Source organism: Streptomyces cynarae (genome assembly GCF_025642135.1).
GTDB lineage: Bacteria > Actinomycetota > Actinomycetes > Streptomycetales > Streptomycetaceae > Streptomyces > Streptomyces cynarae.
The window spans coordinates 4702300-4726395 of sequence record NZ_CP106793.1 but is presented as its reverse complement, the minus strand read 5'-3'; the positions used below and the strand labels follow the sequence as shown (position 1 = coordinate 4726395).

Annotated in this window: 23 protein-coding genes, 1 tRNA gene and 1 pseudogene; 9 read left to right on the top strand and 16 right to left on the bottom strand. The window is 65.5% G+C overall.

Annotation, left to right across the window (positions count from 1 at the left end):
- Positions 1 to 5: 5 nt before the first annotated feature.
- On the bottom strand, positions 6 to 737 hold the full coding sequence (locus N8I84_RS21680) for an FkbM family methyltransferase (RefSeq protein WP_263231040.1): 732 nt from the start codon (positions 735 to 737) through the stop codon (positions 6 to 8).
- Positions 738 to 869: 132 nt separating this feature from the next.
- Between N8I84_RS21680 and N8I84_RS21675 the strand changes: the two genes are divergently transcribed.
- Positions 870 to 1706 carry a class I SAM-dependent methyltransferase gene (locus N8I84_RS21675; RefSeq protein ID WP_263231039.1) on the top strand — a complete coding sequence of 279 codons (837 nt, stop codon included), beginning with the start codon at positions 870 to 872 and terminating at the stop codon, positions 1704 to 1706.
- Between the two features lie 80 nt (positions 1707 to 1786).
- Complete coding sequence (locus tag N8I84_RS21670; protein WP_263234847.1) at positions 1787 to 3025, top strand: glycosyltransferase; 1239 nt, start codon at positions 1787 to 1789, stop codon at positions 3023 to 3025.
- A 46-nt stretch (positions 3026 to 3071) separates the two neighbouring features.
- Here N8I84_RS21670 and N8I84_RS21665 read toward each other — a convergent pair whose 3' ends face one another.
- Together N8I84_RS21665 and N8I84_RS21660 are read right to left on the bottom strand one after the other, a co-directional pair.
- Positions 3072 to 4193 carry a glycosyltransferase gene (locus N8I84_RS21665; protein WP_263231038.1) on the bottom strand — a complete coding sequence of 374 codons (1122 nt, stop codon included), beginning with the start codon at positions 4191 to 4193 and terminating at the stop codon, positions 3072 to 3074.
- Positions 4190 to 4714 carry an LbetaH domain-containing protein gene (locus N8I84_RS21660; RefSeq protein WP_263231037.1) on the bottom strand — a complete coding sequence of 175 codons (525 nt, stop codon included), beginning with the start codon at positions 4712 to 4714 and terminating at the stop codon, positions 4190 to 4192. The genes N8I84_RS21665 and N8I84_RS21660 overlap by 4 nt, the downstream gene beginning before the upstream one ends.
- Positions 4715 to 4969: 255 nt before the next feature.
- Here N8I84_RS21660 and N8I84_RS21655 point away from each other — a divergent pair, with 255 nt between their 5' ends.
- The gene (locus tag N8I84_RS21655; protein WP_263231036.1) at positions 4970 to 6175 is read left to right on the top strand and encodes a glycosyltransferase family 4 protein; all 1206 of its coding nucleotides are present in this window, start codon (positions 4970 to 4972) and stop codon (positions 6173 to 6175) included.
- A gap of 24 nt (positions 6176 to 6199) precedes the next feature.
- On the opposite strand, the gene N8I84_RS21650 is transcribed toward N8I84_RS21655, so the two are convergent.
- The 5 genes from N8I84_RS21650 to gmd form a co-directional block, all read right to left on the bottom strand.
- Positions 6200 to 6994, bottom strand: coding sequence for a glycosyltransferase (locus N8I84_RS21650; RefSeq protein WP_263231035.1), 795 nt, complete (start codon positions 6992 to 6994; stop codon positions 6200 to 6202).
- A complete protein-coding gene (locus N8I84_RS21645; protein ID WP_263231034.1) occupies positions 6991 to 8076 on the bottom strand; it encodes a glycosyltransferase in 1086 nt (361 codons plus the stop codon). Before N8I84_RS21645 ends, N8I84_RS21650 begins: the two co-directional genes overlap by 4 nt.
- A gap of 80 nt (positions 8077 to 8156) precedes the next feature.
- Positions 8157 to 9284 carry a hypothetical protein gene (locus N8I84_RS21640; protein WP_263231033.1) on the bottom strand — a complete coding sequence of 376 codons (1128 nt, stop codon included), beginning with the start codon at positions 9282 to 9284 and terminating at the stop codon, positions 8157 to 8159.
- 241 nt (positions 9285 to 9525) lie between these two features.
- Positions 9526 to 10911: a lipopolysaccharide biosynthesis protein gene (locus tag N8I84_RS21635; RefSeq protein ID WP_263231032.1), complete on the bottom strand. Its 1386-nt coding sequence runs from the start codon at positions 10909 to 10911 to the stop codon at positions 9526 to 9528.
- A 287-nt stretch (positions 10912 to 11198) separates the two neighbouring features.
- Positions 11199 to 12239: a GDP-mannose 4,6-dehydratase gene (gmd, locus tag N8I84_RS21630; RefSeq protein ID WP_263231031.1), complete on the bottom strand. Its 1041-nt coding sequence runs from the start codon at positions 12237 to 12239 to the stop codon at positions 11199 to 11201.
- 194 nt (positions 12240 to 12433) lie between these two features.
- Here gmd and N8I84_RS21625 point away from each other — a divergent pair, with 194 nt between their 5' ends.
- The 3 genes from N8I84_RS21625 to N8I84_RS21615 all read left to right on the top strand — a co-directional run bounded on the left by N8I84_RS21625 (position 12434) and on the right by N8I84_RS21615 (position 15212).
- Positions 12434 to 13402 (top strand): GDP-L-fucose synthase family protein, encoded by a 969-nt coding sequence (locus N8I84_RS21625; RefSeq protein ID WP_263231030.1) that lies wholly within the window; start codon positions 12434 to 12436, stop codon positions 13400 to 13402.
- A gap of 69 nt (positions 13403 to 13471) precedes the next feature.
- Positions 13472 to 14191 (top strand): class I SAM-dependent methyltransferase, encoded by a 720-nt coding sequence (locus N8I84_RS21620; RefSeq protein ID WP_263231029.1) that lies wholly within the window; start codon positions 13472 to 13474, stop codon positions 14189 to 14191.
- A gap of 43 nt (positions 14192 to 14234) precedes the next feature.
- A complete protein-coding gene (locus N8I84_RS21615) occupies positions 14235 to 15212 on the top strand; it encodes a Yip1 family protein (protein ID WP_263231028.1) in 978 nt (325 codons plus the stop codon).
- A 343-nt stretch (positions 15213 to 15555) separates the two neighbouring features.
- Here the strand turns inward: N8I84_RS21615 and N8I84_RS21610 are convergent, their stop codons facing one another.
- The 5 genes from N8I84_RS21610 to N8I84_RS21590 all read right to left on the bottom strand — a co-directional run bounded on the left by N8I84_RS21610 (position 15556) and on the right by N8I84_RS21590 (position 18297).
- Positions 15556 to 15993, bottom strand: a complete 438-nt coding sequence (locus N8I84_RS21610; RefSeq protein WP_263231027.1) for a DUF6228 family protein — start codon at positions 15991 to 15993, stop codon at positions 15556 to 15558.
- 232 nt (positions 15994 to 16225) lie between these two features.
- A complete protein-coding gene (locus N8I84_RS21605) occupies positions 16226 to 16732 on the bottom strand; it encodes a GNAT family N-acetyltransferase (protein ID WP_263231025.1) in 507 nt (168 codons plus the stop codon).
- A gap of 2 nt (positions 16733 to 16734) precedes the next feature.
- Positions 16735 to 17151 (bottom strand): arsenate reductase ArsC, encoded by a 417-nt coding sequence (locus N8I84_RS21600; protein WP_263231024.1) that lies wholly within the window; start codon positions 17149 to 17151, stop codon positions 16735 to 16737.
- A 25-nt stretch (positions 17152 to 17176) separates the two neighbouring features.
- Complete coding sequence (locus N8I84_RS21595; protein WP_263231023.1) at positions 17177 to 17920, bottom strand: aquaporin; 744 nt, start codon at positions 17918 to 17920, stop codon at positions 17177 to 17179.
- Positions 17917 to 18297, bottom strand: a complete 381-nt coding sequence (locus N8I84_RS21590) for an ArsR/SmtB family transcription factor (protein ID WP_263231021.1) — start codon at positions 18295 to 18297, stop codon at positions 17917 to 17919. Before N8I84_RS21590 ends, N8I84_RS21595 begins: the two co-directional genes overlap by 4 nt.
- Before the next feature lie 80 nt (positions 18298 to 18377).
- Between N8I84_RS21590 and N8I84_RS21585 the strand changes: the two genes are divergently transcribed.
- Entirely contained in the window at positions 18378 to 18848 is a 471-nt protein-coding gene (locus N8I84_RS21585) for an ArsI/CadI family heavy metal resistance metalloenzyme (protein ID WP_263231020.1), read from the top strand.
- Between the two features lie 802 nt (positions 18849 to 19650).
- On the opposite strand, the gene N8I84_RS21580 is transcribed toward N8I84_RS21585, so the two are convergent.
- Together N8I84_RS21580 and dcd are read right to left on the bottom strand one after the other, a co-directional pair.
- Positions 19651 to 20163, bottom strand: a complete 513-nt coding sequence (locus N8I84_RS21580) for a phosphoribosyltransferase (protein ID WP_263231018.1) — start codon at positions 20161 to 20163, stop codon at positions 19651 to 19653.
- A 7-nt stretch (positions 20164 to 20170) separates the two neighbouring features.
- The gene (gene dcd, locus N8I84_RS21575) at positions 20171 to 20746 is read right to left on the bottom strand and encodes a dCTP deaminase (protein ID WP_263231017.1); all 576 of its coding nucleotides are present in this window, start codon (positions 20744 to 20746) and stop codon (positions 20171 to 20173) included.
- 526 nt (positions 20747 to 21272) lie between these two features.
- Here dcd and N8I84_RS21570 point away from each other — a divergent pair.
- Positions 21273 to 21346: transfer RNA gene (locus N8I84_RS21570), tRNA-Gly, on the top strand.
- Here the strand turns inward: N8I84_RS21570 and N8I84_RS21565 are convergent.
- Positions 21298 to 21630 (bottom strand): annotated as a pseudogene (locus tag N8I84_RS21565) (hypothetical protein); the annotation flags it as partial. The gene N8I84_RS21570 and the pseudogene N8I84_RS21565 sit on opposite strands and share 49 nt — an antisense overlap.
- 140 nt (positions 21631 to 21770) lie before the next feature.
- Here N8I84_RS21565 and N8I84_RS21560 point away from each other — a divergent pair.
- On the top strand, positions 21771 to 23972 hold the full coding sequence (locus N8I84_RS21560) for an RICIN domain-containing protein (protein WP_263231016.1): 2202 nt from the start codon (positions 21771 to 21773) through the stop codon (positions 23970 to 23972).
- The last annotated feature ends 124 nt before the right edge of the window (positions 23973 to 24096 follow it).

Here is a 24096-nt window from a genome sequence, read left to right as displayed (position 1 = left end):
CCCGCTCATTCACGGAAACAAACTAGGTCGCACTGGTACATCTGCCCCGTGCCGGGATTGTGAAAGCCTGGCAGCACGGACATCAGCGAGAAGTCGTGCTTCTCGACCAGGTCGAGCGCTTCCCGATAGAGCATTCCGCCGTCGTACAACGGGACGAGTGATGCCTCGAGTTGCAGCCCCGTACAGTCGTCCAGCCGCTCACCGGCCCCGCGCAGGACATTCCGTTCATAACCCTGCACGTCCATCTTCAAAAAAACCCGATCTCCTGTTCTCACGAATTCGCTCCACATTTCGTCGAGGCGATGCTGTTGCACCTCCTCACGCCCGACATACCTGGAGTGGGGTGCCGCCTTGACATGCCGGGGCAACATCGGCAGCACGGAGCTGCTCGCCCCGCTGTTTCCCGCGACATTAACCGTCACGGACATCGACGTGTCACCGACTGCACAGGAGATCACCGTCCACAGCGGATCATTCGCCGCCGTCTGCCGGAGTCGACGAAAAGGCTCTTGCAGGGGTTCGAAGGACACCATCCGGCCCTGATAACCAAGACGCCGCAACATGCTCGCGTATTGACCGGAGTTTGCGCCGACGTCGAGAACCAGATCGACGCGATGCGCCTCCAGCAAACGAACGACGCAGCTGTTCAAAGACTCCTGCGGATAGCGTACGAGGTCGACACCCAGGCGGCGGATTGATTTTCGTGCCCGTCGAAGAATAGTCTTGTGCAGAGCCATACGCCAAGCATGCCGCATCATGGACCATTTTCAAGGGAAGCAGCCGAAGCGTGGTGGCAGCACGGTCGGCGAAACGCCTGTGCACAGGCGAGTCGCGCACCCGGCAACGCTACGACGACTAACATGCGCCCCATGGCCACCACTTCCGATACATTTACTGAGCTCTACCTGTCCGGCGACCGGCTCTGGGGGGACGATTTCACCCCTCAACAAATCGACGAGTGGTTCGCCGACGAGTGCGAGGCGTACGCAGATCTGGGAGGCAGCGACACCACGGCAGAAAAGTACGATTACCATGGACTGAATTGGCAGAACGGCTATCGATTGCTACCCCCCGGACGCTTCACACATGCCCTGGGTGTAGGAAGTTCGTTCGGTTTCGAGTTCTCTCCGGTGCTGGACCGGATCGATGAGATCACCATCCTCGAGCCGTCGACTCGACTACGCCGCAAGGAGTTCCGGGGTATGCCACTGCGTTATGTGGATCCATCTCCCACGGGCGTAATGCCGTTCCAGTCCGCGACATTCGATCTGGTCGTGTGCTTCGGGGTGCTGCACCACATCGCGAACGTAACCAAAATCATCCACGAGATGGGGCGTGTGGCGAGTCCGGGGGGGTGGGTTGTCATCAGGGAACCAGTCATCTCCATGGGGGACTGGCGCTCTGGCCGCCGCCCCGGGCTGACAAAACGGGAACGTGGAATTCCACGCAAGTTGCTTGAGGCTGCGCTCCGTGACTCGGGTTTTTTGATCAAGTCGAGCATGCTCTGCTGCATGCCACTCTCCCAGCGGATCAGCCGACTGGTCGGGTGCAACATCTATGCGTCACGGCTGGGAGCCGTAATCGACCGCTCGCTGTCCATCGCGACGGCATGGAACTACCGGTACCACGCCGTCAATTCCTGGCAGAAACTACGGCCGTCTTCGGTGTTCATCGTCGCGCAGCGAGAGTGGGCAACAGTCAGGTGACCGGTCCATATGAACGGGTGTCGGTTGGCCGGACGGAAGAGACAGCGGTCACGAGTCTGCTCGATGGTCGTCGAGTACTGATGTTCTCGACCAATTACGCGCCTGAGCACTCGGGGATCGGGCCGTACGCCGCCCAGACCGCCGAGCACCTGGCGGCCCTGCGGGCGGAGGTGCACGTCCTCGCGGGTATGCCGCACTACCCGGCCTGGCGGGTGCACGACGACTATCGCGGACGTTGGCGAGCCGAGGAAGTCCGGCGCGGAGTGCACCTGCACCGCCGTCGCCACTATGTTCCGTCACGTCAGACAGCCCTCCTCAGGGCCATGTACGAGGCGAGCTTTCTGGCACATGGGTGGTTCCGTCCGCCCTCCATGCGCCCCGACATCGTGCTCAGCCAGATGCCGAGCCTGGCGGGAGCCGTCCTGGGCGCCCGATGCGCACACCGTCACGAGGTACCGCACGTGGTCGTCGTCCAAGACCTCATGGGTGCCGCGGCGGCACAGAGCGGGATCAGCGGCGGCCGACGGGTGGCCTTCCTGGTGGCCGGAGCGGAGGCACGGGTGCTGCGTTCGGCAGCGCTCGTGGGCGTGGTCCACGAATCGTTCGTCAAGCCGGTCAGCGCAATCGGCGTGCCGGCATCGCGTATCAGAGTCGTGCCGAACTGGACTCACGTGTCATGCCCGACGGGCGACCGTAGTGCGGTGCGCGAGGAGCTGGGCTGGCACCGGGACGAGGTCGTGGTGCTGCACTCCGGGTCCATGGGGCTGAAGCAGGGACTCGAGGTACTCGTTGATGCCGCTCGTATCACGGTCGGCGACACCCCACGCATTCGTTTCGTACTCATGGGTGACGGCAACCAGCGGTCCCGCCTGGAGCGCCTTGCCGAGGGGCTGCCGAACCTTGATGTCGTACCGCCGGCGAAGGATGAGAAGTTTCCCGACGTACTGGCCGCCGCCGATCTGCTGGCGGTGACCCAGCGGGCATCCGTACGGGACATGAGCCTGCCCTCGAAGCTCACCTCGTATTTCGCAGCCGGCCGACCCGTCATCGCCGCGGTGACGGCTCAGGGAGGCACGGCGCAAGAAGTGAGGCGCTCGGGCGCGGGCGTCGTGGTCGAGCCTGAGAACCCCAGGGCGCTGCTCGACGCCGTACGGCAGCTGAGCTTCGAGCGGGACCGCTCCGCCGCACTGGGCGCGCATGGGCCTGAATATGTCAGGGAGCGGCTCGGACGGGAAGCCGGTCTCATGCGGATCGCCGCACTGCTCGGCGAAGCGCTCAAGACGAAGGCCTCGCGTAGCCGGGCCGCGGCCGTCGGCTGAGTGCGCGGCACGGTCGCGCCCGCCGCCGGTGCCCGCTTCCAGCACGTCACGCCGCGGAGTCCACCACCTCGCGATACACCTGTTCAAGTCGGTCACCCACCGCGTGGATGGAGAAGGCTTCTTCGACGGCGAGGCGGCCTGCTTGGACAAGCGAACGGGACAACGCTTCGTCGCTGAGGATCGCGCACACCGCCTTCGCCATGGCCTCCGGGCTTCCGTCGGTGATCAACGCCGCTCCCCGGTCTGCCAGCTCCTCGGCAATGCCGCAACTGTCCGTGCACACGACGGGTGTTCCTGTGGAGAGGGCTTCGACAACGGTCATGGGGAATACCTCTGTGGCGCTCGGCAGCACGTACACGGCTGCGTCGGTGTACGCCTGCACGGCCGCGGCGTGCTGAAGAGCACCACCATAGGAAACGACCTCTTCCAACCCGCGATCCGCGATCAGTCCCTGCACCGTGGGCAGCGAGCCCTCGTCGGGACCGTACATGGTGAACGACACTTGTGGCAGTTGTTCATGGACCAGTGCCGCCATCTCGACAAATGCCTCAGGGCGCTTCACGGGATGCAGTCGCGCCAGATAGAGCACGCGCCGACTTCGGCGTGCCGCCATCAGGCTCCGGGGGCGCACTCCATTCGGCAGGTGAACCCGCGGTGGCCCCTGGGCCCCGGTCACCTCGGCCAGTCCCCGGCTCTCCCCGTCGGTGAGCACCAGGTAGCGGCGCGCCCTGCGCAGCAGCGGCACATAGACGCGGTCGAAGATCCTGGCAACGGCGGTGTGTCGAGGCTGGACCATGCCGTGGGTCTGCACGAGGAAAGGTTTGCGGCGCAACATCGCGGCGGCCAGCGCTGTCAGCGAGACCAGATCGCGGCTGGCGTGGATATGCACGACGTCGACGACTTCCAGGGCGCGCCACAAATCCTTGACCAGCAGCGGATGCATCAGCCCCAGAAAACCCCGGCCGGGGACCAGCGCACGTGCCGGTCTCGACCTCAATGGCACTGTGCCGATCCGTTCCGGGGACGTCGACATGCCGCGCCACAACGACACCAGTTCGACGTCGTGGCCGCGCGCGGCCAGTTCCTCGAGGTGTCCGATGGCCACGCTCGTCGGACCACCGAAGCACCCGTCGTCACTGACCAGGGTGACGACATGCACGATCTTCATACTTTGGTCCCTGCCGTGACGACCGCGCCCGGGTGTACATCGCGATGAGCGACGGCCGAGGCGCCCACGACCGCTCCGCGGCCGATGGTCACGCCCCGCAGAACAACGGCCTTGGCCGCTACCCACGAGCCGGATTCCACCACGATCGGCGCGTTGTCGAACTCGAAGGTACTCGAGAGGCGCCGGTGGCTCCCGGCGCACAGCATGGCACCCTGAGAGACGCAGACGTCGCTCCCGATAGTAATTTTTTCGAGGTTGAGCAGCCAGGCGTCCTCGCCGATCCAGACATCGTCACCGACCTCGAGTTTCCAAGGCCAGTGCACACGCACGCGATGACGGATCAGGACACGCCGCCCGATCCGCGCGCCGAAAGCCCGCAGCAAGGCCGGCCGCCATCGCGCCGGAAACCACCACCTGACGAAAAGAATATTCAGAGCGGCAAACCAAATCGCTTGAACAAGCAGGCAGCGCCCCTTGTCGTAACCGGCTCCGGTGAAGCCACGCAGAGAACGCCAAGTCATGTCGCACCCTTCTTCTCAGGTGACGGATCGGCTCCGATTCAGCCGGCCAGCGGACTCCGACTCCTGAGCAAACATTCTCTGCAAACCTGCGGTAATCCGCAACGACCACCGGCGACTCACCGAAATCGATGCAACTGTGGTCGGCACGTCCAGAACCAAGAAAGCGGATAGAGTCATCGGCGCCCGCACCGACCGTAGTTTATGGGCAACGACCCGGTCGCCGCCCATAAAATAACAGTTAACAGTGAGGCCATCATGCCGAGCAGCAAAACCCCCCGGCGACGCATTCTGATCATTCAATCATATGTCCCCGCCTATCGGACACGTTTCTTCAATCTGCTGCATTCCCGCCTTGATGCCGAGGGCATCGCCCTGGAAGTGCTGCACGGATCGCCGCCGCCCGACCAGGCAGCCCGGCGGGACGCCGATATCTGCCTGTGTTCGAAGCAAGTGCCCACCCGTCGGCTGTCCTTGCCCGGTGGAAGGTCTCTGTCATGGTGCCGTGTGCAGGACCGTGCGACTGCCGCGGACGTGGTGGTGCTGGGGCAGGCCCTGCAGAACATCGAGGCGTATCCACTCCTACTGAGACAACACATCGGACGGTTCGCCGGGCACGCTCCCCCGGTTGCCCTCTGGGGGCACGGCCGGACGTACACCAAGCCGGTGAGCCGTCTTGAGGCGTGGGCAAAAGATGTGCTGACCCTGAAGGCCTCCTGGTTCTTCGCCTACACGGAAGGCGGGGCCGCACACGCGGCCGGCCGCGGCTTTCCACGCGATCGCATCACTGTCGTACGGAACTCCGTGGACACAACAGAGCTGGCTGACGCCCGCGACCGCGCCGACGTACCGGGAACGCCCCAGCACACCGAGGCAACACTGCTGAGAGAGCGGTACAACCTGGTGCCCGGTCTCACCGCGCTGTTCCTCGGGGGACTGGACAGCCCCAAGAGGATTTCCTTTCTCCTCAAGTCCGTCAGGCGGATCGCGGCCGAACTGCCCGGCTTTCGTCTGCTGGTCGCCGGAGAAGGAACCGATCGAGGGCTGGTGGACGATGCCGCCTCTCGGCCCGGCAGCGCGGTGGTGGCGCTGGGTCGGGTGATCGGGGAGCGCAGAGCGCTGCTCGGCGCTGTGAGCGACGTCATGCTGATGCCGGGGCGGGTCGGGCTGTGCGCGGTGGATTCCTTCGCGTTGCGGACGCCTGTGGTCACGACCAATTGGCCTTGGCATGCGCCCGAGTTCGATTACCTGGAAAGTGACCGCAACGCCGTGGTCACCCCGGATGACCCGGTTCTCTACGCCGCCGCCGTGACGGCGCTGCTGCGCGACGCTCCGCGATTGCAAAAACTGCGCGCGGCCTGTGCGGCGGATGCGGCGGACTACACCGTCGAGGACATGGCCGCACGTTTCTGCGACGGCCTGCTGCGGATGCTCGGCGAGCGCAAGGACCGCGTCACCGTTTGACGATACGTTTCCACAATTCCGGTGCTAGGAGGCCGGCGCGGGTTTCTCCCGCCGCCCGGTCAGGATCTGCGCGTACCCCCACGCTCGGCAGGTGTACTTTGCCGCGGGCCACCAGCAGCCCTCCAATGACCGGGCCACCGGACCCAGGTACCGCCGCATCACGATCAGACGTTCGGCATAGGGATCCGGGTTCAACGCCGTCAGGGCCTCAGGATGGCGGCGGTATGAGGCGAGGAGCCGCGGTACGTAGCTGAGCGAGCCCTGCTGCCGCAACCGGAGATGCAGGTCATAGTCCATCGCGTAGTGCAGGGACGGATCCAGCAGACCCGCTTTGCCGAGGGCAGCCCGTCTGTACAGGGATCCCGGCTGCCAAACGAAATTCTGACCGTATTTGATGAACCATGACGCCAGCCTTCCTGGACGAATCGTGTAAATGTGATTACTCTCCGCATCGATCACACGCACCCGGCCGTAGACCATGGCTGCAGCCGCGTTCCTGTCGAGTTCCTCGATGGCGACCGCCACTGCTCCCTGCGCGAGCAGGTCGTCGTCGCCGAGCCAGCCGAGGTAGTCCGCGTCCGCACCTTCCCACCCCTGATTGACCGCGTTGCTCAATCCCGTGGCCCGTTCGGCCACGAATCGGCACCGGTATCTCATGGCCAGACTCTCCAACAGCGACGCAGCCGCTGTCGGGCCGACGATGACGATCTCCACCGGCTGCGATTGACGTCTGATCGAATCCAGGCACTGCCGAATGTAGTACGGGCGCCGACCGGTGGTCGGGACGACCAGTCGGACACGTGGCACGGCACGGTTCATCCCAGCCGCCTCTCCGGTTCGCACTGGGGCGCCAGCAGTCCACGTTCGGCCAAAAGCCCGCGGAGCCGACGAGCTTGAGTCGACAAGTTGAACTTCTCCTCGGCGAAGAGCCGCGCGGCCCGTCCCATGTCCGTGGCCATCGAGTCGTCGACGAGTACGCTCCCGAGAGCACGCGCGAGTTCTGGGACGTCCCGCTGAGGGACCACAAGGCCGGTTTCCCCGTGAACCACGGTCTCCTGCAGTCCACCGGTGTCGTACACCACGACCGGCCGGGCGTGTGCCGCAGCCTCGCAGGCGACCAGCCCAAGGCCCTCGGACGCGCCCGACCGCGCCTCCACACTCGGCACGCAGAGCACCCGGTGCTCTCGCATGAGGCGGTAGACGCTGTCGTGTGGCTGACTTCCGAGGAACCGTACAGTGGCACCGGCAGGCAGTGTGGCAGCCAGGTGTTGCAGAGCTTGTCGTTGCGGCCCGTCTCCCACCACCGTGACCTCGATACGGCGCTCTCGGGCGATCTCGCCCACGGCCCGCAGGAGGAAGTCACATCCCTTGTTGTCCACCAGCCGACCGACGAAGAGCACGCCGGAGCGCTCTGCGGCACTCCCGAGGTCGGCACTCTCGGGAATCGGCACACCGAGATAGTGAACAGCGATCCGGGACGTCGGAACTCCGTTTTCCGCAAGTCGCCGTCCCAGGAACTGGGATACCGGCAGAAAGAGCTCAACAGCTTCCACCAGTCGCGGCCAGTTGGCCGCCAACTGTCTCAGGGCTCTGGACCGGGGTCGTAGTGAACCGTGCATTGCCAGCAGATCGGATCCGTGGCAGAAGGCGGCGAGCGGGACACCACAACGCTCAACGAGACGGGCAACGCGCCAGGCGTTCGGCAGATGGTGGGCGATCACCAGGTCCGGCCTGAACGCCCGCACCGCCGACGACAGGCGTGGGGCTCGCCGCACGGCTTTCCAGGCGACTCCTTCGGCCGCTCCGAACACACAGTCGCGGCCCAGTACGAACGTCCGACCCCCTACTTGGATTCCTGGAACGGAGTCGACCCCGAACAGGGCGGCGTCGATGTCGTTCATCGCTCTCAGTTGCTGGGCGACAAAGGTCTCTGACGGCGGCAGTACCCACTGCGTGTACCAAGCGATTCTGGGTCGCAATATCAGGCCGCCTTCCTGTCCCACTGTTCCTTGTTGCCTGCTCCGAGGGCAAGGCTCCACGCAATTCCCAGGATCACCTCGTAACCGGGAGACCAGGGTGAAAACAGAAAATCCCACGACATCAGGAGTGCCATGAAGAGCGTCACAGGATAGAGCAGGGTTTCCCGCCCACTCCATTTCCGCATCACTGCCCTGTACAACACCAGAAGGAAGAAAATCCAGGGAGCGCATGCCAGAATGCCTCCGGATACCCACGAACCAAGAGCGATGGAGTGGGAATTCACTCCGTTGCCGAAGAGCCTGTGCTGCTCGTTCAGGGAGAGGTTGAAGCCTCGCTCGTCAAGCGCCATGGCTGCTTCCCGGCGTTCATGCGGCGTCAGTGACGCCTCTGAACCGCGGCCGAGGAACGGCTGCTCCGCGATGATCTTCGACGAGACGATCAGCTCCGGGCGGGCCGCGACCAGGTAACCGCCCTCGACCTGAGATTGGTACGCCTGCTTCCGGTACTGCTCCTGGCCGAGCCAGCCGCGTGAGATGGCCCCAGTGATGATCACGCAGGAGATCCACACCGCGAGCAGGCTGGCAGCGGCCAGGAAGGTGGCGCGGGGAAGGGTGAGACTGCGATCCGGCCGCCGTACGAGCAGCAGCCCGGTCACCACCAGGCAGATGGCCGCGAGGCTCCGGAAACCCATGGTCAGGTGGAACATCGAGACTGCGGCGAGCAACACCACCGCTGCCAAGGGGACCATCTTTTGCCGTAGCCAGCCGGCCGCCACAGCGATCACGATCGTGACCGGAATTCCAAGACCGTACTTCCAGGGGTCCTGCTGGAAGAACCTCGAGGAATAGGTTTCAAGGAACACACAGTACCCGATGGAAGCAGCCACCGTCAGGGCAGCGACTCGCGCGACCGTGCCATACGACAAACGCGAAAAGACGAACACCCCCACCGCCGTCAGCGCGGGAAAGGTGAAGGCCTTCAGAACCGCGTGCCCCGGAGAGATGCCGGCCCACAGATTCGAGACTGCCTGGGAGAGGAACCAGCAACAGAGCAGAACAGCGAGCGTCCTGTTCTCTCTCCGTGCCTTGATCCAGCATCCGATGTCCGGAGCCATCAACACCGCGACCATCGCCAGCCCCGAGACAGGGATTCTCCCACGACTGGAAAAGGGAAGGTGCACGGCTACCAGAGTTGTGCACGCGACAGCCACGGCAAGAGGAAGGTGCCGAGGACCTCCACCCGAGAGATGGAGCACATCGCGGCGTGAAACTCTGTGTCGCCGGTTCGGCGGAGAGGAACACATGGTCAACTCAACCATGATTATCTTTCTGAGAAGGGGGCGTGGAGGCGAACTCCGGAAGGGAATCGGCTCACCCCCTACGTCCGGGAGTGACCAAGCCGGTCATCGGTGCCGGGCACTCGCGATCGTCCACGCCGGGGAAGAACACCTTGCGATAACACGGGAGGGTGACGCATAGAAAGTAGGCACCGGCGGATGCGAGGACCGGACCCGCCGGACCGATCACGAGGGCGAGCGCCACAGAGGCGATCAGGTTGACGACAGTCATGATGACGGCCCTTACCGCCTGGAAGCGGAGTCCTGCCGCATCGGAAAGCCACATGCCTACGGGATAGTTCAAGGCATGGGCGAGAACCAGTGCCCCGAAGGCCGCCATCAGCCCCGGTCCGACGGAGGCGCGGCCATGGAGCATCCAGCTCGCGACCGCAGGGCCGACTGTCACCAGACCCGCGCCGATCAGCACCGCACCGCCTGCGAAACAGGCTGTCAGTCGTAGCAGTTGCGACCGAGGAATCATCGAGCAGTCGCGACGACGCTGGTGGAACAGGCTCCACAGCGGCAGTGCCGACGCCGCGACCAGAGCGGACGCGGGGACATATAGCTGAGCCCCAGCGGAGTAGACCGCGACGGCTGTGGCATCGGTCAATTTGCTCAGGACGATGCGGTCCGTGCCATAAGCGACCGCCGAGGTCGCATTGATCACGGCCATCGGCCCGGCCAGGTGGATGATGCGGGTGCCGAGCAGTCGGCGCCGGGGCCAGAGCACTGTGCGGAGCAGAGGCATCCCGGAAGTGCGGCCGGCCACGATCAGGCTGGTGAAACCCGCCATGCACTGCCCGATAAGTCCGGATACGGCGAAGACCGCCGGGGGGGCCTTGCTTGCAGCGGCGAGCAACACGATGATCAGTGCCAGCACCGTGCCGCCGCTCTGCAGAAGCACCGCGACGTGGTTGCGTCCCAGCCCCGCGAGCGCGGCACCCCCCAGACTCAGCGGCAGGCTGCAGCCGAAGAGGGCTGTGACGAGCACGATGCACAGGGCCAGGTCAGGGCCGGAGGCACTCTCGAGCAGAGAGGCGGCAACTCCGGAAAGAGCTGTCAGTGCTCCGCAACCGCAAATGGCAGCGCCGGCGCAGGTGAGTGCGCGGGCCGCGGAAACGACGGTGCGTCGGATGCGTTCGCGGTCGTTGTCGGCGAATGCGTCGAGTACGGCGGCCCGAATGCCCAACTCCGTCAGCGTCAGGAACGTCGGCAGGGTGCCGACCAGGGTGACCAGCGCGTAGCCGGAGACTCCCACGACGTCGACGACGGTGCGTGCCGAGACGAGCGCGGCGCCACCGCTCAGAACGAGCGCGACAGCCTTGGCGACGGATGACAGGGCGACCGCACGAAGGTAGGGGGACGCCCGGCGGGGTGCGACGGCTGTAGCCTGCGAACTGCTGTGCGTTGATGCACTCATGGAAGCCACTTCACGTTGTCTGTCACACGGTGCTGGATGCCGTCCGGCCGAAGTCCGACCGGATCGCGGGGCCGGGCAGACGTGCATGAGATCTCGGCAGGCGCGCAGCGGAAAGTACCCGTCAGTGGGCGACGACTCTTCCATGAGGAAGCGCGCGGAGTCGGACCGACGCGCCATGCATCGTTGTTTCACCACAGTGGCCGGTCGGGTTCTCGCCTGAAGGCACTGCGCGCGCCGCCGAGCATCTGCGCGCCGCCGCCGACGCGGGAAGACCAGGATCAGGCGCCTCACACCACGAGTGAGGCAAGGACCCCGCGCTCGGGTGTCTGAGCTGCCGGGACCTTGGGATGCGACAGCGCTTCGAGTTCGGCATCGACCATGAGCCGGGCGAGTTCGGGGGCGAACACGGTCGGTCGCCAGCCGAGGAGCCGTTCGGCCTTGGAGGCGTCACCCACCAGGTTGTCGACCTCTGTCGGCCGCAAGTAGCGCTCATCGAAACACACGTGCTCGCGCCAGTCCAGGCCCACGTGTTCGAAGCACTGCTCAACAAAGTCGCGGACGCTGTAGCTGACGCCGGTGGCGATCACGTAGTCGTCCGGCGCGTCCTGTTGCAACATCCGCCACATCGCCTCGACGTACTCAGCCGCATAACCCCAGTCCCGCCGTGCGTCGAGGTTGCCCAGATAGACCCGCTCGTGCAGTCCCGCCTTGATGCGCGCTGCGGCTGTGGCGACCTTTCGGGTAACGAAGGTCGGGCCGCGACGTGGGGATTCGTGGTTGAACAAGATGCCGTTCACCGCGAACATCCCGTATGCCTCTCGGTAGTTGCGCGTCGCCCAGTACGCGTAGACCTTGGCCACCCCGTACGGGGAGCGCGGATGAAATGGTGTGTCTTCGCGCTGGGGAGGCGGCGCGGCGCCGAACATTTCCGAGCTGGAGGCCTGATAGAAGCGGCAGGACAGGCCCACGGACCGGATGGCCTCCAGCAGTCTCGTGGTGCCCAGGCCCGTGCAGTTCCCGGTGAATTCCGGTTCATCGAAGGAAACGCGTACGTGGGACTGAGCGGCCAGGTGATACACCTCGTCCGGCTGCAGGCTCTCCAAGAGGTTGGCCAGCCGTGTCCCGTCCGTCAGGTCGCCGTAGTGCAGGAAGAGCCGGGCCTGCGGGTCGTGCGGGTCCTCATAGAGATGGTCGATGCGCTGGGTGTTGAACGTCGAGGCGCGGCGTGCGATGCCATGGACCACGTACCCCTTTTCCAGCAACAGCTCCGCAAGATAGGAGCCGTCCTGGCCGGTGATGCCGGTGATAAGGGCCTTCTTGGCGGTCACGTGCGCTCCTCGCTTGTGGCGTGACGTTGGACCAGGGCTGCCGGGCCTCTCCCATGCAGCGGGCCGAACCACAGGGCCAGAATAGGGAATTTGTCGGTGGTTTCCCCGTATCCTGACGATGTGTTCCGTTCGCTCCTTTAGGTAATAGGCTGAGACCTCAACCCACCGTGCCCCGGCTGCCAGGAGCGCCACTGATGAGCACCGCACCCACGCTGTCAACCATCACGCAGCCAACGGACCGTTCGGCTCCGGTCTTTGTTGCCGGACGGAATGGGCTTGTTGGCAGCGCACTCTGGAGACACCTGACCAACGAAGGGTTCACTGCGCTGCTCGGACCCGGCTCAGCCGAACTGGACTTGAGGGACCGTCCGGCCGTCTTCAACTGGTTCGCAGCCAATCGCCCGCATGCCGTCATCCTGGCGGCGGCGCGGGTGGGGGGAATCAAGGCCAACGCCACCAGGCCGACCGAGTTCATCTCTGAGAATCTACGCATCCAGGTGAACGTCCTGGACGCGGCCCTGCAGTACCGCGTGCAGCGTCTGCTGTTCCTGGGCTCAAGCTGCATCTACCCAAAAGCAGCTGATCAACCCATCCGCGAGGAAGCTCTCCTCAACGGCGCCTTGGAAGAGACCAATGAAGCATACGCACTGGCCAAGATCGCCGGAATCATGCACGTCAGGGCCGTGCGACGACAGCATGGCCTACCGTGGATCTGCGCCATGCCCACCAATCTGTATGGCCCTGATGACAATTTCCACCCCGAACACTCGCATGTGCTACCGTCGCTGATCAGGCGGTTTCATGAGGCCCGGATCCATATGGCTCCCAAAGTAGTCAACTGGGGTACCGGAACGCCGCGTCGAGAATTCCTCCACGTAGACGACCTGGCACGAGCGTGTTTGATGCTCCTCGACCGCTACGACTCGGACTCCCCCATCAACGTGGGTACGGGCGAAGACCTCAGCATCAAGGAACTGTCGGACATCGTGGCGTCCGTGGTGGGCTACGAGGGTTCCATCGAATGGGACACGAGTCAGCCGGACGGAACATACCGCAAGGTCCTGGACATCTCGAGGATCGCTTCGCTGGGATGGGCTCCAGCGATCAAGCTCTCCGAAGGAATTGCGGACACATATGCCTGGTACAGGTCAACTGTCGGCTGAAACGTACACGGAGAGGCCCCTGCCCGGGCCGCGGTACCAGCCATTTCGATTCGACAGATCGGGGCACCCATGGCCGTCATCGAAACGATGAAGCAGAGTCTGCGCAGACTGCCCCTCACGGGCTCGGCAGCCGATGTCCTCTCAAAAATGGTCTCCAAGCACTGCTTCCCCGGATCAAGGGAATACTGGGAGCGCCGTTACGCGCAGGGAGGCACATCCGGCTGCGGTTCCGAGGGGGCGCTCGCGCAGTTCAAGGCACAGATCCTCAACACCTTCGTCAAAGAGAACAGCGTGTCCTCTGTCATCGAATTCGGATGCGGCGATGGACGGCAACTGCGGCTCGCGGCATACCCGCGTTACCTCGGTGTCGACGTCTCCGAGACTGGCCTGCGGAAGGCTATGCGAGAGTTCTCGGGAGATACCACCAAAAGCTTCCTCGGATACGATCCGCGCACCTTCAGGGACGAAGCGCGGTTCCTGACCGCGGATCTGTCCCTGTCGCTCGACGTCATCTACCACTTGGTAGAGGACGAGATTTACCTCCTTCATCTCGAACATATTTTTGGGGCAGCTAGAAGATTCGTGATTCTCTACACAAGCGACTCGAGCAGTCTCGACGTCCACGAATACGTCCCCCCACATGTCCGGCACCGGCCCGTGACGCGCGACATCGAAAAGAAATTCCCAGGATGGCGACTCCGAGAGAGGGTAAAGAACGCCTACCCCCACACCGGCGGGGACGGCAGACTCACCTCCTTCGCCAACTTCTACATCTATGAGGCCGTCTGAAGTGAACACGGCCCTGACTCCCCGCCTGACGGTCCCCTAGGGGATGTCACAGCTCAGCCCCAAACCCGTCCCCATTCCCCCGCCCCCCACACGCCACCCCCCGACACCAGGTACGTTCGAAGACGTGGCTGGATTCAGGATCGGACGCGGCGGCCGGGACGGCCGTGCCCCGCAAGCGCGAGCGCAACACCCCCCGTACGGACAGCAGGCGCCGCAGGCCCCGTCGCACGGCTACCCCGCTGCACCGCCGCAGCAGCAGTACGGCGGGGCGGGACCCTACGGTGGGCGGCCGCAGTGGCAGGCGCCGCAGAGCCACGGTGAACCGGAGTACTTCGGCGACGACGGCCGGGGCCACCCTCACACCGCGGATCCCTACGCGGCCAACAACCCGGGCCACACCCAGGCCTTCTCCGTCGGCGAGGACCCCTACAGCGAGGGCGAAACCTACCGCGCCGGCCAGGCCTCGGTGCCGCCGGCCGGCCCGCGGCTGCACTGGAAGGAGCTGCTGCAGGGCATCGTGCTGTCCCCGACCCAGACGTTCCTCCAGATGCGGGACTACACGATGTGGGGCCCCGCCCTGATCGTGACGTTCCTCTACGGCCTGCTCGCGGTCTTCGGCTTCGACGGCGCCCGTCAGGACGCGATCAACGCCACGCTCTCCAACGCGATCCCGATCGTCCTGACGACCGCGGTGGCGATCGTGATCAGCTCCTTCATCCTGGGTGTGGTCACCCACACCCTGGCCCGCCAGCTCGGCGGCGACGGCGCCTGGCAGCCCACGGTCGGCCTGTCCATGCTGATCATGTCCATCACGGACGCGCCGCGCCTGGTCGTCGCGATGTTCTTCGGCGGCAACGCGTCCTTCGTCCAGCTCCTGGGCTGGGCGACCTGGGTGGCGGCGGGCGCGCTGCTGACCCTGATGGTCTCCAAGTCCCACGACCTGCCCTGGCCGAAGGCCCTGGGCGCCTCGGCGATCCAGCTGATCGCCATCCTGTCGATCATCAAGCTGGGCACGTTCTAGCGGCAGCCCCACGCAGAGGCTCCGGCACAGCGGCGCCGGGGGGGCGCCGTCGCCGACCGCGGGCACATGGTCCTCGCTCTCTCCGAGACGCGGACAAAGCGCAACACCCTCTCTGTCAAGACCCTCTTGGTGGGCTGACACCAACGCCGGCCACCAACAAGCTCGGACGGTGACGGCCTGAGCCGCACTCCGGCGAACGAGCAGCCGAAGGCTACGGCCCGTTGACCGACCCTGTGGCTCCCTCATGATCGACCCGATAAGGATGAGGCCACAGCTTCAAGCCCGTAGCCATTGCGGGTGCTGGCCGCACTTCAACGGTGCGCACCGACTGAGACCCTTTCGGCTACTTGGCGAAGCTCGCTATGAACATGTGGATGTCGGCGGCGAGACTACGCATGTCCTCGCCTGCCGCATGTGCCGTGGTGGTCTCGAAGTGCCATTCCTCGGAGGGCGCCCGATCGTGGATGCCCCAGGTCAGTTCGACGTGGCTACCACGGTGCTCCGCTGAGAGGGTCAGGTCATGGCAGAGGGAGTGCCAGGTACGTGCGCCTTCCCAGCCCCGGAAGTCTTCGGCAAGCGAGCCGAGGAAGGTGTCGAGGTCGTCGCCGTTCCAGGTCTCCACCGAGGTCTCAACACTTCCCCAGGGCCCGAGCGCCCTGATGAGGAAGTCGAGCGTTGGTTCATCCTCGAACGGGCGTGTCGGCTCCGACAGCAGCAGGCGGACTGGGCCGGGGTTCCCCACCTGGACGGCTGGGCGTCCGGAATCGTCATAGTCGATCACGCGAACAGGCTAGAAGACTGCTCCGGCTGTACAGCAGCGAAGTACAGCAACCACAACGACCAGGCCTGTCCTTTGGCAGCCGCACCGAGCCGATGCATGTCCCGATACGACCGTCGGTGGCCGATCCACATTGAGCTACGGATCAGATGCTTGCAGGACCTGGAATCCTGCCGAGTGCGAGCAAGTCTGCCCCGTCGCAATCCAGGGCCTGACGTGTCGGCATGCGTTCGCTCTATTCAACGAGAGGGCTGCGGCGTTCGACCAGGACGACGTCGCGCCACATGCCGTAGTGCCGGCCGATGCGTTCGCGAGTGCCGATGACGCGGAACCCGGTCCGCTGATGCAGAGCGAGACTGCTGGTGTTCTCGGGGAAGATGCCGGATTGAATCGTCCAGATCCCGGCGACCTCGGTGGACCTGATCAGTTCCTGGACGAGTGCGGCGCCGATGCCGTGGCCGCGTGCGTCGGGGTGGACATACACCGAGTGTTCGACGACGCCGGCGTACGCGCATCGGTCCGAGACTGGCACGGCTGCGACCCATCCCAGGACCCTGCCCGCGTCGTCGAGGGCGACGTATCGGTGTTGCGGCAGCTTGGCGGCGTCGAACTCTTTCCAGGTGGGGGCGGTGGTTTCGAAGGTGGCGTTTCCTTCGTCGATGCCGAGTTGGTAGATGGTCAGGACCTGGTGGGCGTGCTCGGTGCCCATCGCGGTGATGCGGTACTCGGCGGCGGTGTCCATGGTCAGCTCGCCGGGGCGATTTCGTCGACCAGGCCGCGGATGCGCTTCTCGATCTCGTCGCGGATCGGGCGGACCGCTGCGACGCCCTGCCCGGCCGGGTCGGGGAGTTCCCAGTCGAGGTAGCGCTTCCCGGGGAAGAAGGGGCAGGTGTCGCCGCAGCCCATCGTGATCACGACGTCGGACGCTTGGACGGCCTCCACTGTGAGCACCTTGGGCACCTCGGCCGAGATGTCGATGCCCAGCTCTGCCATGGCTTCGACGACGGCCGGGTTCACGGTGTCGGCGGGGGCGGATCCGGCGGAGCGCACCTCGATACGGTCGCCTGCCAGGTGGGTGAGGAAGGCGGCCGCCATCTGCGAGCGCCCGGCGTTGTGGATGCAGACGAACAAGACGGAGGGGCGCTCGGCGGGAGAGGGCATGGTGGTGTCTTTCCGGGTGCGGTGGTCAGAGGCTGGCGGGGGCGGCGAGTTCCGGTTCGCCGGGAGCGGGGACCGATGTGACCGGCGTCGGTGTGGGCTGTGCGAACACGGCGGCCACCAGGACCAGGCCGACCACGACGCCGGCGACTTGGGCCGCGATGAACGGGCCGACCGAGGCGGGCGCGATGCCGGCGAAGGTGTCGGTGAAGGCGCGGGCGACGGTGACGGCGGGGTTGGCGAACGATGTGGAGGACGTGAACCAGTACGCCGCGCCGATGTAGGAGGCCACAGCCACCGGGGCGAAGTGAGCCCGGCCGGTACGTCCGAGCCCGAAGATCAGCAGGACGAGACCGGCGGTCGCGACCAGCTCGCCGAGCCACAGGTGACCGGCGAAACGATCATGACTGGACCACTGCACCAGGGGCTTGGCGAACATGGCATCGGCCAGGACGGCGCCGCCGATCGCTCCGCCTGTCTGGGCGGGGATGTAGGCGGCCACGTCCCGGAGGGTCAGCCCATCAGGGGTGCGCCGGCCGGTGAGCCAGGCCGCGAGCGTGACGACGGGGTTGAAGTGCGCGCCGGAGACGGAGCCGAACAGCGCGATGAGCACGCCCAGTCCGAACACGGTGGCCAGCGAGTTGGCGAGCAGTTGCACGCCGACGTCGTGGGTCAGCTCTGTGGCCTGGATGCCGGAGCCGACCACTACGGCGACCAGGGCGGCCGACCCCAGGGCTTCAGCGAGGGCGCGACGCGTGAGTGGTGCGCTCACGCGGTCGCCTCGGCCTTCTGTGCCGTGGTGAGGAACGCGGCGAGCCGGTCCAGGGTGCCGGGCAGCACCCAGTAGTAGACCCAGGTGCCTCGGCGCTCGCAGTCGATCAGACCCGCCTGCCGGAGCAGCTTGAGGTGGTGCGAGATCGTCGGCTGGGACAGCTCGAAGGCCGGGGTCAGGTCGCACACGCAGACTTCGCCACCGGCCCGCGAAGCGATCAGCGACAGCAGGCGCAGGCGCACCGGGTCGCCCAGTGCCTTGAAGATCTTCGCCAGCTCGGCCGCCTGGTCCTCGTCCAGGGGCGCGGTCACCAGCCCCGGGCAGCAGGCAGCGGACTGATCGTCCTGCCCGAGTACCACCAATTCTTGCTTCGACATGCTTCTATGTTGACGATTCTCGATTCAACGCGCAAGCTCTGTATCGACAGACATCAATGCAGCCAGATGGGAGTCACGTCATGTCCCGTGCTCAGCTCGCCCTGCGCGTCAGTGATCTGGAAGCGTCGATCACCTTCTACTCGAAGCTGTTCGGCACCGAACCGGCCAAGCGGCGTGACGGCTACGCCAACTTCGCCATCACCGAGCCCCCGCTCAAGCTCGTCCTGATCGAGGGCGAGCCCGGCGCGGAGACCCGCCTGGACCACCTCGGCGTCGAGGTCGAGTCGACCGACCAGGTCCACGCCGCCACCACTCGACTCAAGGACACCGGCCTGGCCACCTTCGAGGAGAACGACACGTCCTGCTGCTACGCCCTCCAGGACAAGGTGTGGGTGCACGGGCCCGGCAAGGAGCCCTGGGAGGTCTACGTCGTGAAGGCCGACGCCGACACCCTCGGCAAGAGCGCCGACCCCAACGCGACCGGCGACGGCTGCTGCACCAGCCAGACCACCGAGGAGACCCCGGCAGCGGCCGGATGCGCCTGCGGTTAGTGATCTGAACGGCCTGGTCAGCCGCCCGTCCGTCTCAGTTTCCGTCTCATTCAGCGGCGGTCACCATCGTTCAGGCGAGCCGGCCGACGACTTCCGCTGAACAGGCGGACGGGCATGAACCCAGGTGAACGCGCCGGGATGCTGGCCGCTGGACCACCAACAGACTTGGAAAGCGCGCACCTGGTGACACCAGCAGCGGCGAACCGAGCCGGGCAAGAGCGGCCCCACCGCAGGGTTCGAAAACCCGTGAGGACCAGAGAGGACCAGCGGGGACCGGGAAGCTATAGTCGTGGATGACCACGGGCAAATCTGTACACCAGGTCAAAGAGCAGGCGATCACAGCGAGTGACGCTTCATAGTTTGGCTCCACGCAGCGTGAGCCCGAATCCTGGCTGCAACCAGGACCGGGCTCACGCGTGGAGTCGTTAAGCGGGTCCGGCCGACTATGCAACGGCCGGGCTCGCTTTGCTTTGCCCTGCCTTCGTCCGGTGCACCACTCAGCGTCGGCGCGCTAGCGCGCCGGATGCTCCACACAGCTTGCGATCGCCGTAATGGTCGTAAGGATCGCGATCAAGATCTGGGCCTTCGTGGGGCCCCCGCCCTGACCGCTCTCCGACTCTTGCGGCTCTCGCTCTACTGCCATGTCTCACTTCCCGTCGGGTGGTGCCAACCCCTAAGGTTCCGGGGTCCTCAGCTCCTCTGGCCGAGGCGCGGAATGGACCGGAAGTGGACGGCAGAAGCATATCGGTAGGCACTGACACCTGGGCGGTCGTCATCCGGGGCGCCAGCCCCCAGCCTCGATCTATAGGGCCTCCTTCGAGGGCGTGATCGGCTCTCCCGACTTACGCACTGGAGGCAAAACAGACCACGGGAAGTTGATCCAGTCATCGGTCCGCTTCCACACGTACTCGCACTTCACCAGTGACTGGGACTTCTCGTAGATCACCGCGGAGCGGACCTCGGCGACGGTCTCCACGCAGAAGTCGTGCACGAGTTTCAGAGTCTTGCCGGTGTCGGCCACGTCGTCGGCGATCAGCACCTTCTTGTCGGTGAAGTCGATCGCGTTGGGGACCGGGGCGAGCATCACCGGCATGTCGAGCGTGGTGCCCACACCGGTGTAGAACTCGACGTTGACCAGATGGATGTTCTTGCAGTCCAGGGCGTACGCGAGCCCGCCGGCCACGAACACTCCGCCGCGCGCGATGCTGAGCACGATGTCGGGCTGGTAGCCGTCGTCGGCGATGGTCTGCGCGAGTTCCCGGACGGCGCGTCCGAAGTCCTCGTAGGTCAGGTTCTCTCGTGCGTCGCTGGTCATGTCTCGCTCACACCTGTGTCCGGTGGAAGTTCAGGAAGGAACGGGACGGCGTGGGACCGCGCTGGCCCTGGTAGCGCGAGCCGTACCGCTCGCTGCCGTAGGGGAACTCGGCCGGCGAGCTGAGCCGGAACATGCACAGCTGCCCGATCTTCATGCCCGGCCAGAGCTTGATCGGAAGGGTGGCGAGGTTGGACAGCTCGAGCGTGACGTGCCCGGAGAAGCCGGGGTCGATGAACCCCGCGGTGGAGTGGGTGACGAGCCCGAGCCGCCCGAGGGAGCTCTTGCCCTCGAGCCGCGAAGCAAGATCATCGGGCAGGGTGATGACCTCGTAGGTCGAGGCCAGCACGAACTCCCCGGGATGGAGGATGAACGGCTCGTCGCCCTCGGGCTCGACGAGCCGCGTGAGGTCGACCTGCTCGATGGAGGGGTCGATATGGGGGTACCTGTGGTTCTCGAACACCCGGAAGTAGCGGTCGAGCCGCACGTCGATGCTCGAGGGCTGCACCATGCTCGGATCGAACGGGTCGATCACGACCCGGCCCTTGTCGATCTCGGTCCGGATGTCCTTGTCTGAGAGAAGCACGCCCTGAGAATACGCAAGGCGCGCGGAGCCACCACAATCGCGACGACTCCACGCGCCCGAACCGCTGGCCGCCAGGGCCTCTCCGCCCCTGCCGCTACTGCTTCTGCAGGGTCACCGGCACCGCGCTGCGGAGCCGGGCGCAGCGCGGACACCGAACGAGCCGGCCGGGGCCGAGGCGCTCGGCCTGCTGCATCGGGAACGAAGCGGTGCTGAACACGTGCCCTTCGGCACAACGGACGACCGTGCGCTCCATCAAGTCCTCAGAATCCCTTCCCCAAGAGGCTTCGTCTCACTGCCGTGACGGACGACGAAAGCCACATTACGGGATGAAAGGGACGGCCCTCCACGCGGCACTCCGACCGCGCACGACCCCTCCGCTCCCCCACCACCGTACGCCCCAACTCCGGCCCGCCGCAGCCACATCCACGCCCCGAAACGACACCGGACCCCAGGGCGCGAGCACCGGGGGTCCGGGATGAGGTACAGTGAGCAGCGTTCCGGGACCGGATCTCCGGGCGGAACTTACGCGGGTGTAGTTTAATGGTAGAACATCAGCTTCCCAAGCTGAGAGCGCGAGTTCGATTCTCGTCACCCGCTCCATGATTAAGGCCCAGGTCAGAGACCCGGGCCTTTTTGCTGTGTGGGGTGATCAGCGGTCGCGTTTCCAGGTGGTCTCCAAAGACCAGTGGCTCCGAGCGGTATCGATCAGCACCACCGCCGGCCTTGGGCCGGTGAGTGAGGCTCGTACGAGCCGACCAGCACGCCCATCTCGCACAGCTCGCCCAGACTCCGGCGGTACGGGGTGGGGCGACCTGGGCCGAGTTCAGGTACATGCCGTATCCCTCGCACAGGATGCCCAGGGCGAGGGTGTCGGAAATGCCGGCGGTCACGGGTGGGGTCCAGGATGGTGGGCTTCTCGTTGGGCGGCCAGGTGGTCCGCAAGCGCATCGGACCCGATCTTGCTCAGGGCCCACAGGCTGCTGGATCGGCGAGCCCCCTGCCAGAGTGGGTCATCCACAGGGGTGTGGAAGGGCAGCACGGGAATGCCGTGGGCGTCGAAGGGGCTGGCGTCGAGGTAACGCAGACCACCGGTGCCGCACAGACAGTGGGCACTGCCGGTGGCAGCCGCAAGGTCGGCGAGGCGCTCGGAGCGGCCTTGCCGGGTCGGGATCTCGCTGCTGTCCCGCACCTTCCCCGACCAGCCATCAGGCGTTCGCCACCGCCGGCGTTATGCGTGCCGTGCTCCGCAGCGAACGGGAAGCGGTCAAGGCGAAAAAATCTGTGGATCTTCGCGGCAACCTTTTCGGCGTCTCGGACCACTCAGCGTTGTCCGGCCAAGTGGTCCGGTCAGATGCGACGGCTGAAAGAGAGCACAGGCATGTCCCTGGAACGAGAGCACAGACATGTCCCCGGCCCACCCACGTCATCGGTGGCGTCCCGCGTCGGCGGCCACCGTGCCGACGGCCACGCCCGCGGTGGTCACCCGAAGCATCGTGGCCGTCGGTTGCTCGCGCGTCGGGGTCTCTGGGCGGGTCTCGCCATGGTGGTCGTTGCCGGCTCGGCTGTCGTGGTCAGCCAGGCTTCGGCGCAGCAAAAAACCCTGGATCTGAAGAAGTGGTACGTGTTGGTCAACCGCAACAGCGGCAAGGTGCTGGACGACCGCGGCTCCGCCAAGAACGACGGCGCGGCGGTGGTGCAGTGGGCGCGCCACGGCGGGACCAACCAGCAGTGGCGGTTCATCGACGCGGGTGACGGGTACTACCGGCTGAAGAACCGGAACTCCGGCAAGGTGCTGGACGACCTCGGCTGGTCGAAGACCGCCGGCTCCGCCATCGTGCAGTGGAAAGACCTGAACGGCACCAACCAGCAGTTCAAACTGGCCAAGTCGTCGAACGGCTACGTGCGTTTGGTCAATCGCTTCAGTGGCATGGCTGTCGGTGTCCACAACGCCGCCAAGGCCGACGGGGGCGGCGTCGTCCAGAACCGCGACCGCGGCGCCGATCAGCAGTGGCAACTCGTCCCGGCCGGGAGTGTCGGCGGCGCCGGCACGCCCACCGCGCCCGGCAGCGGCGTTCCCGCAAGCCCGACTCCGAGCGGCACGCGACCGTCGTCTTCGTCTTCGTCGCCCGCGGCCGGTGGCGGCAGCTCGACGAAACGCTTCATGGGCAGTGACACGGTGCTCATCGGCGGCTCGATGTCCGACGCCTCGGCGGCCGCCGCTCCGTTCGACGTGCGGTACGCCTATGTGCACAGCCAGCCCGCGCCCTCGTCGGACTACTACTCGGCAGCGCGCTGCCAGGACGCGTGGTCGAGCTGGTGGGGCTGCTGGAACGGCAGCACCACGGCGCCCGGTACTTACGTGACCTGGCGGGACGACGTGGCGGCCCACGCGACGTACAAGGGCAGCCCGCGTCCGCAAAAGATGCTCTGGACCTGGTACTCGTTGCGCGACCTCGGGGATGCGGCAGGCCAGGGCGACGGTCCGGGCGAGGTCAAGGCCATCAACCGGCTTGACCTGCTCACGCGGTACCTGAACGACTACCGTTTCTTCCTCCAGAAGATCGGCACGTCGCACGACGCGATCGACCTTGAGCCCGACTTCTGGGGCTACGTCCGGTCGCTCGGCGATCCGCACCAGGTTCCCGCACAGGTCTCGGGCGCGAATCCGAAGGATTGCGGATCGCAGGAGAACAGCGCCGCCGGACTCGCCCGCTGCCTGATCTCGATGGCGCACAAGTACGCGCCGAACACCGCCGTGGGGATGCACCTTTCTTGCTTCGACTGGGAGACCGACACACAGGCTTGCGTCAAGGACTACGCGAACCTCGGGGCGCAGAACGCCGACTTCCTGGCCACCGATGTGTCGGACCGCGACGCGGGCTGGTACGCACAGCCGGCTCACGGCGGCAGTGACCACTTCTGGACCGACCAGAAGGCCGCCGCCGCACTGACGTTCTACAAGACGATGGCCGAGTCCGTGGGCAAGCCGGTGGTCCTGTGGCAGATCCCCGTGGGCAACATGGCGCAGAACAACACCCTCAACCATTACAAGGACGACAAGGTGGACTGGTTCTTCGCCCACATGGACCAGGTCGCGAACGCCCATGTCGCCGGCCTGTTCTTCGGTCCAGGGCAGCAGGAACAGACGACGGTCGAGTCCGACGGCGGAAACCTGATCAACAAGACGATCGCCTATCACAACTCGGGCGGTACAGCACTCAAGTAGGTGAAGCTGACGAATGCGCCCCCATCTCTTCGATGAGGGCGCATTTCGTCATCTTCGTCGGGCTGAGGACTTCTCCGGTCGGCGCCGGCCATGCCGCCGTCGGTGCGGGCGCCGATCGCGGCGG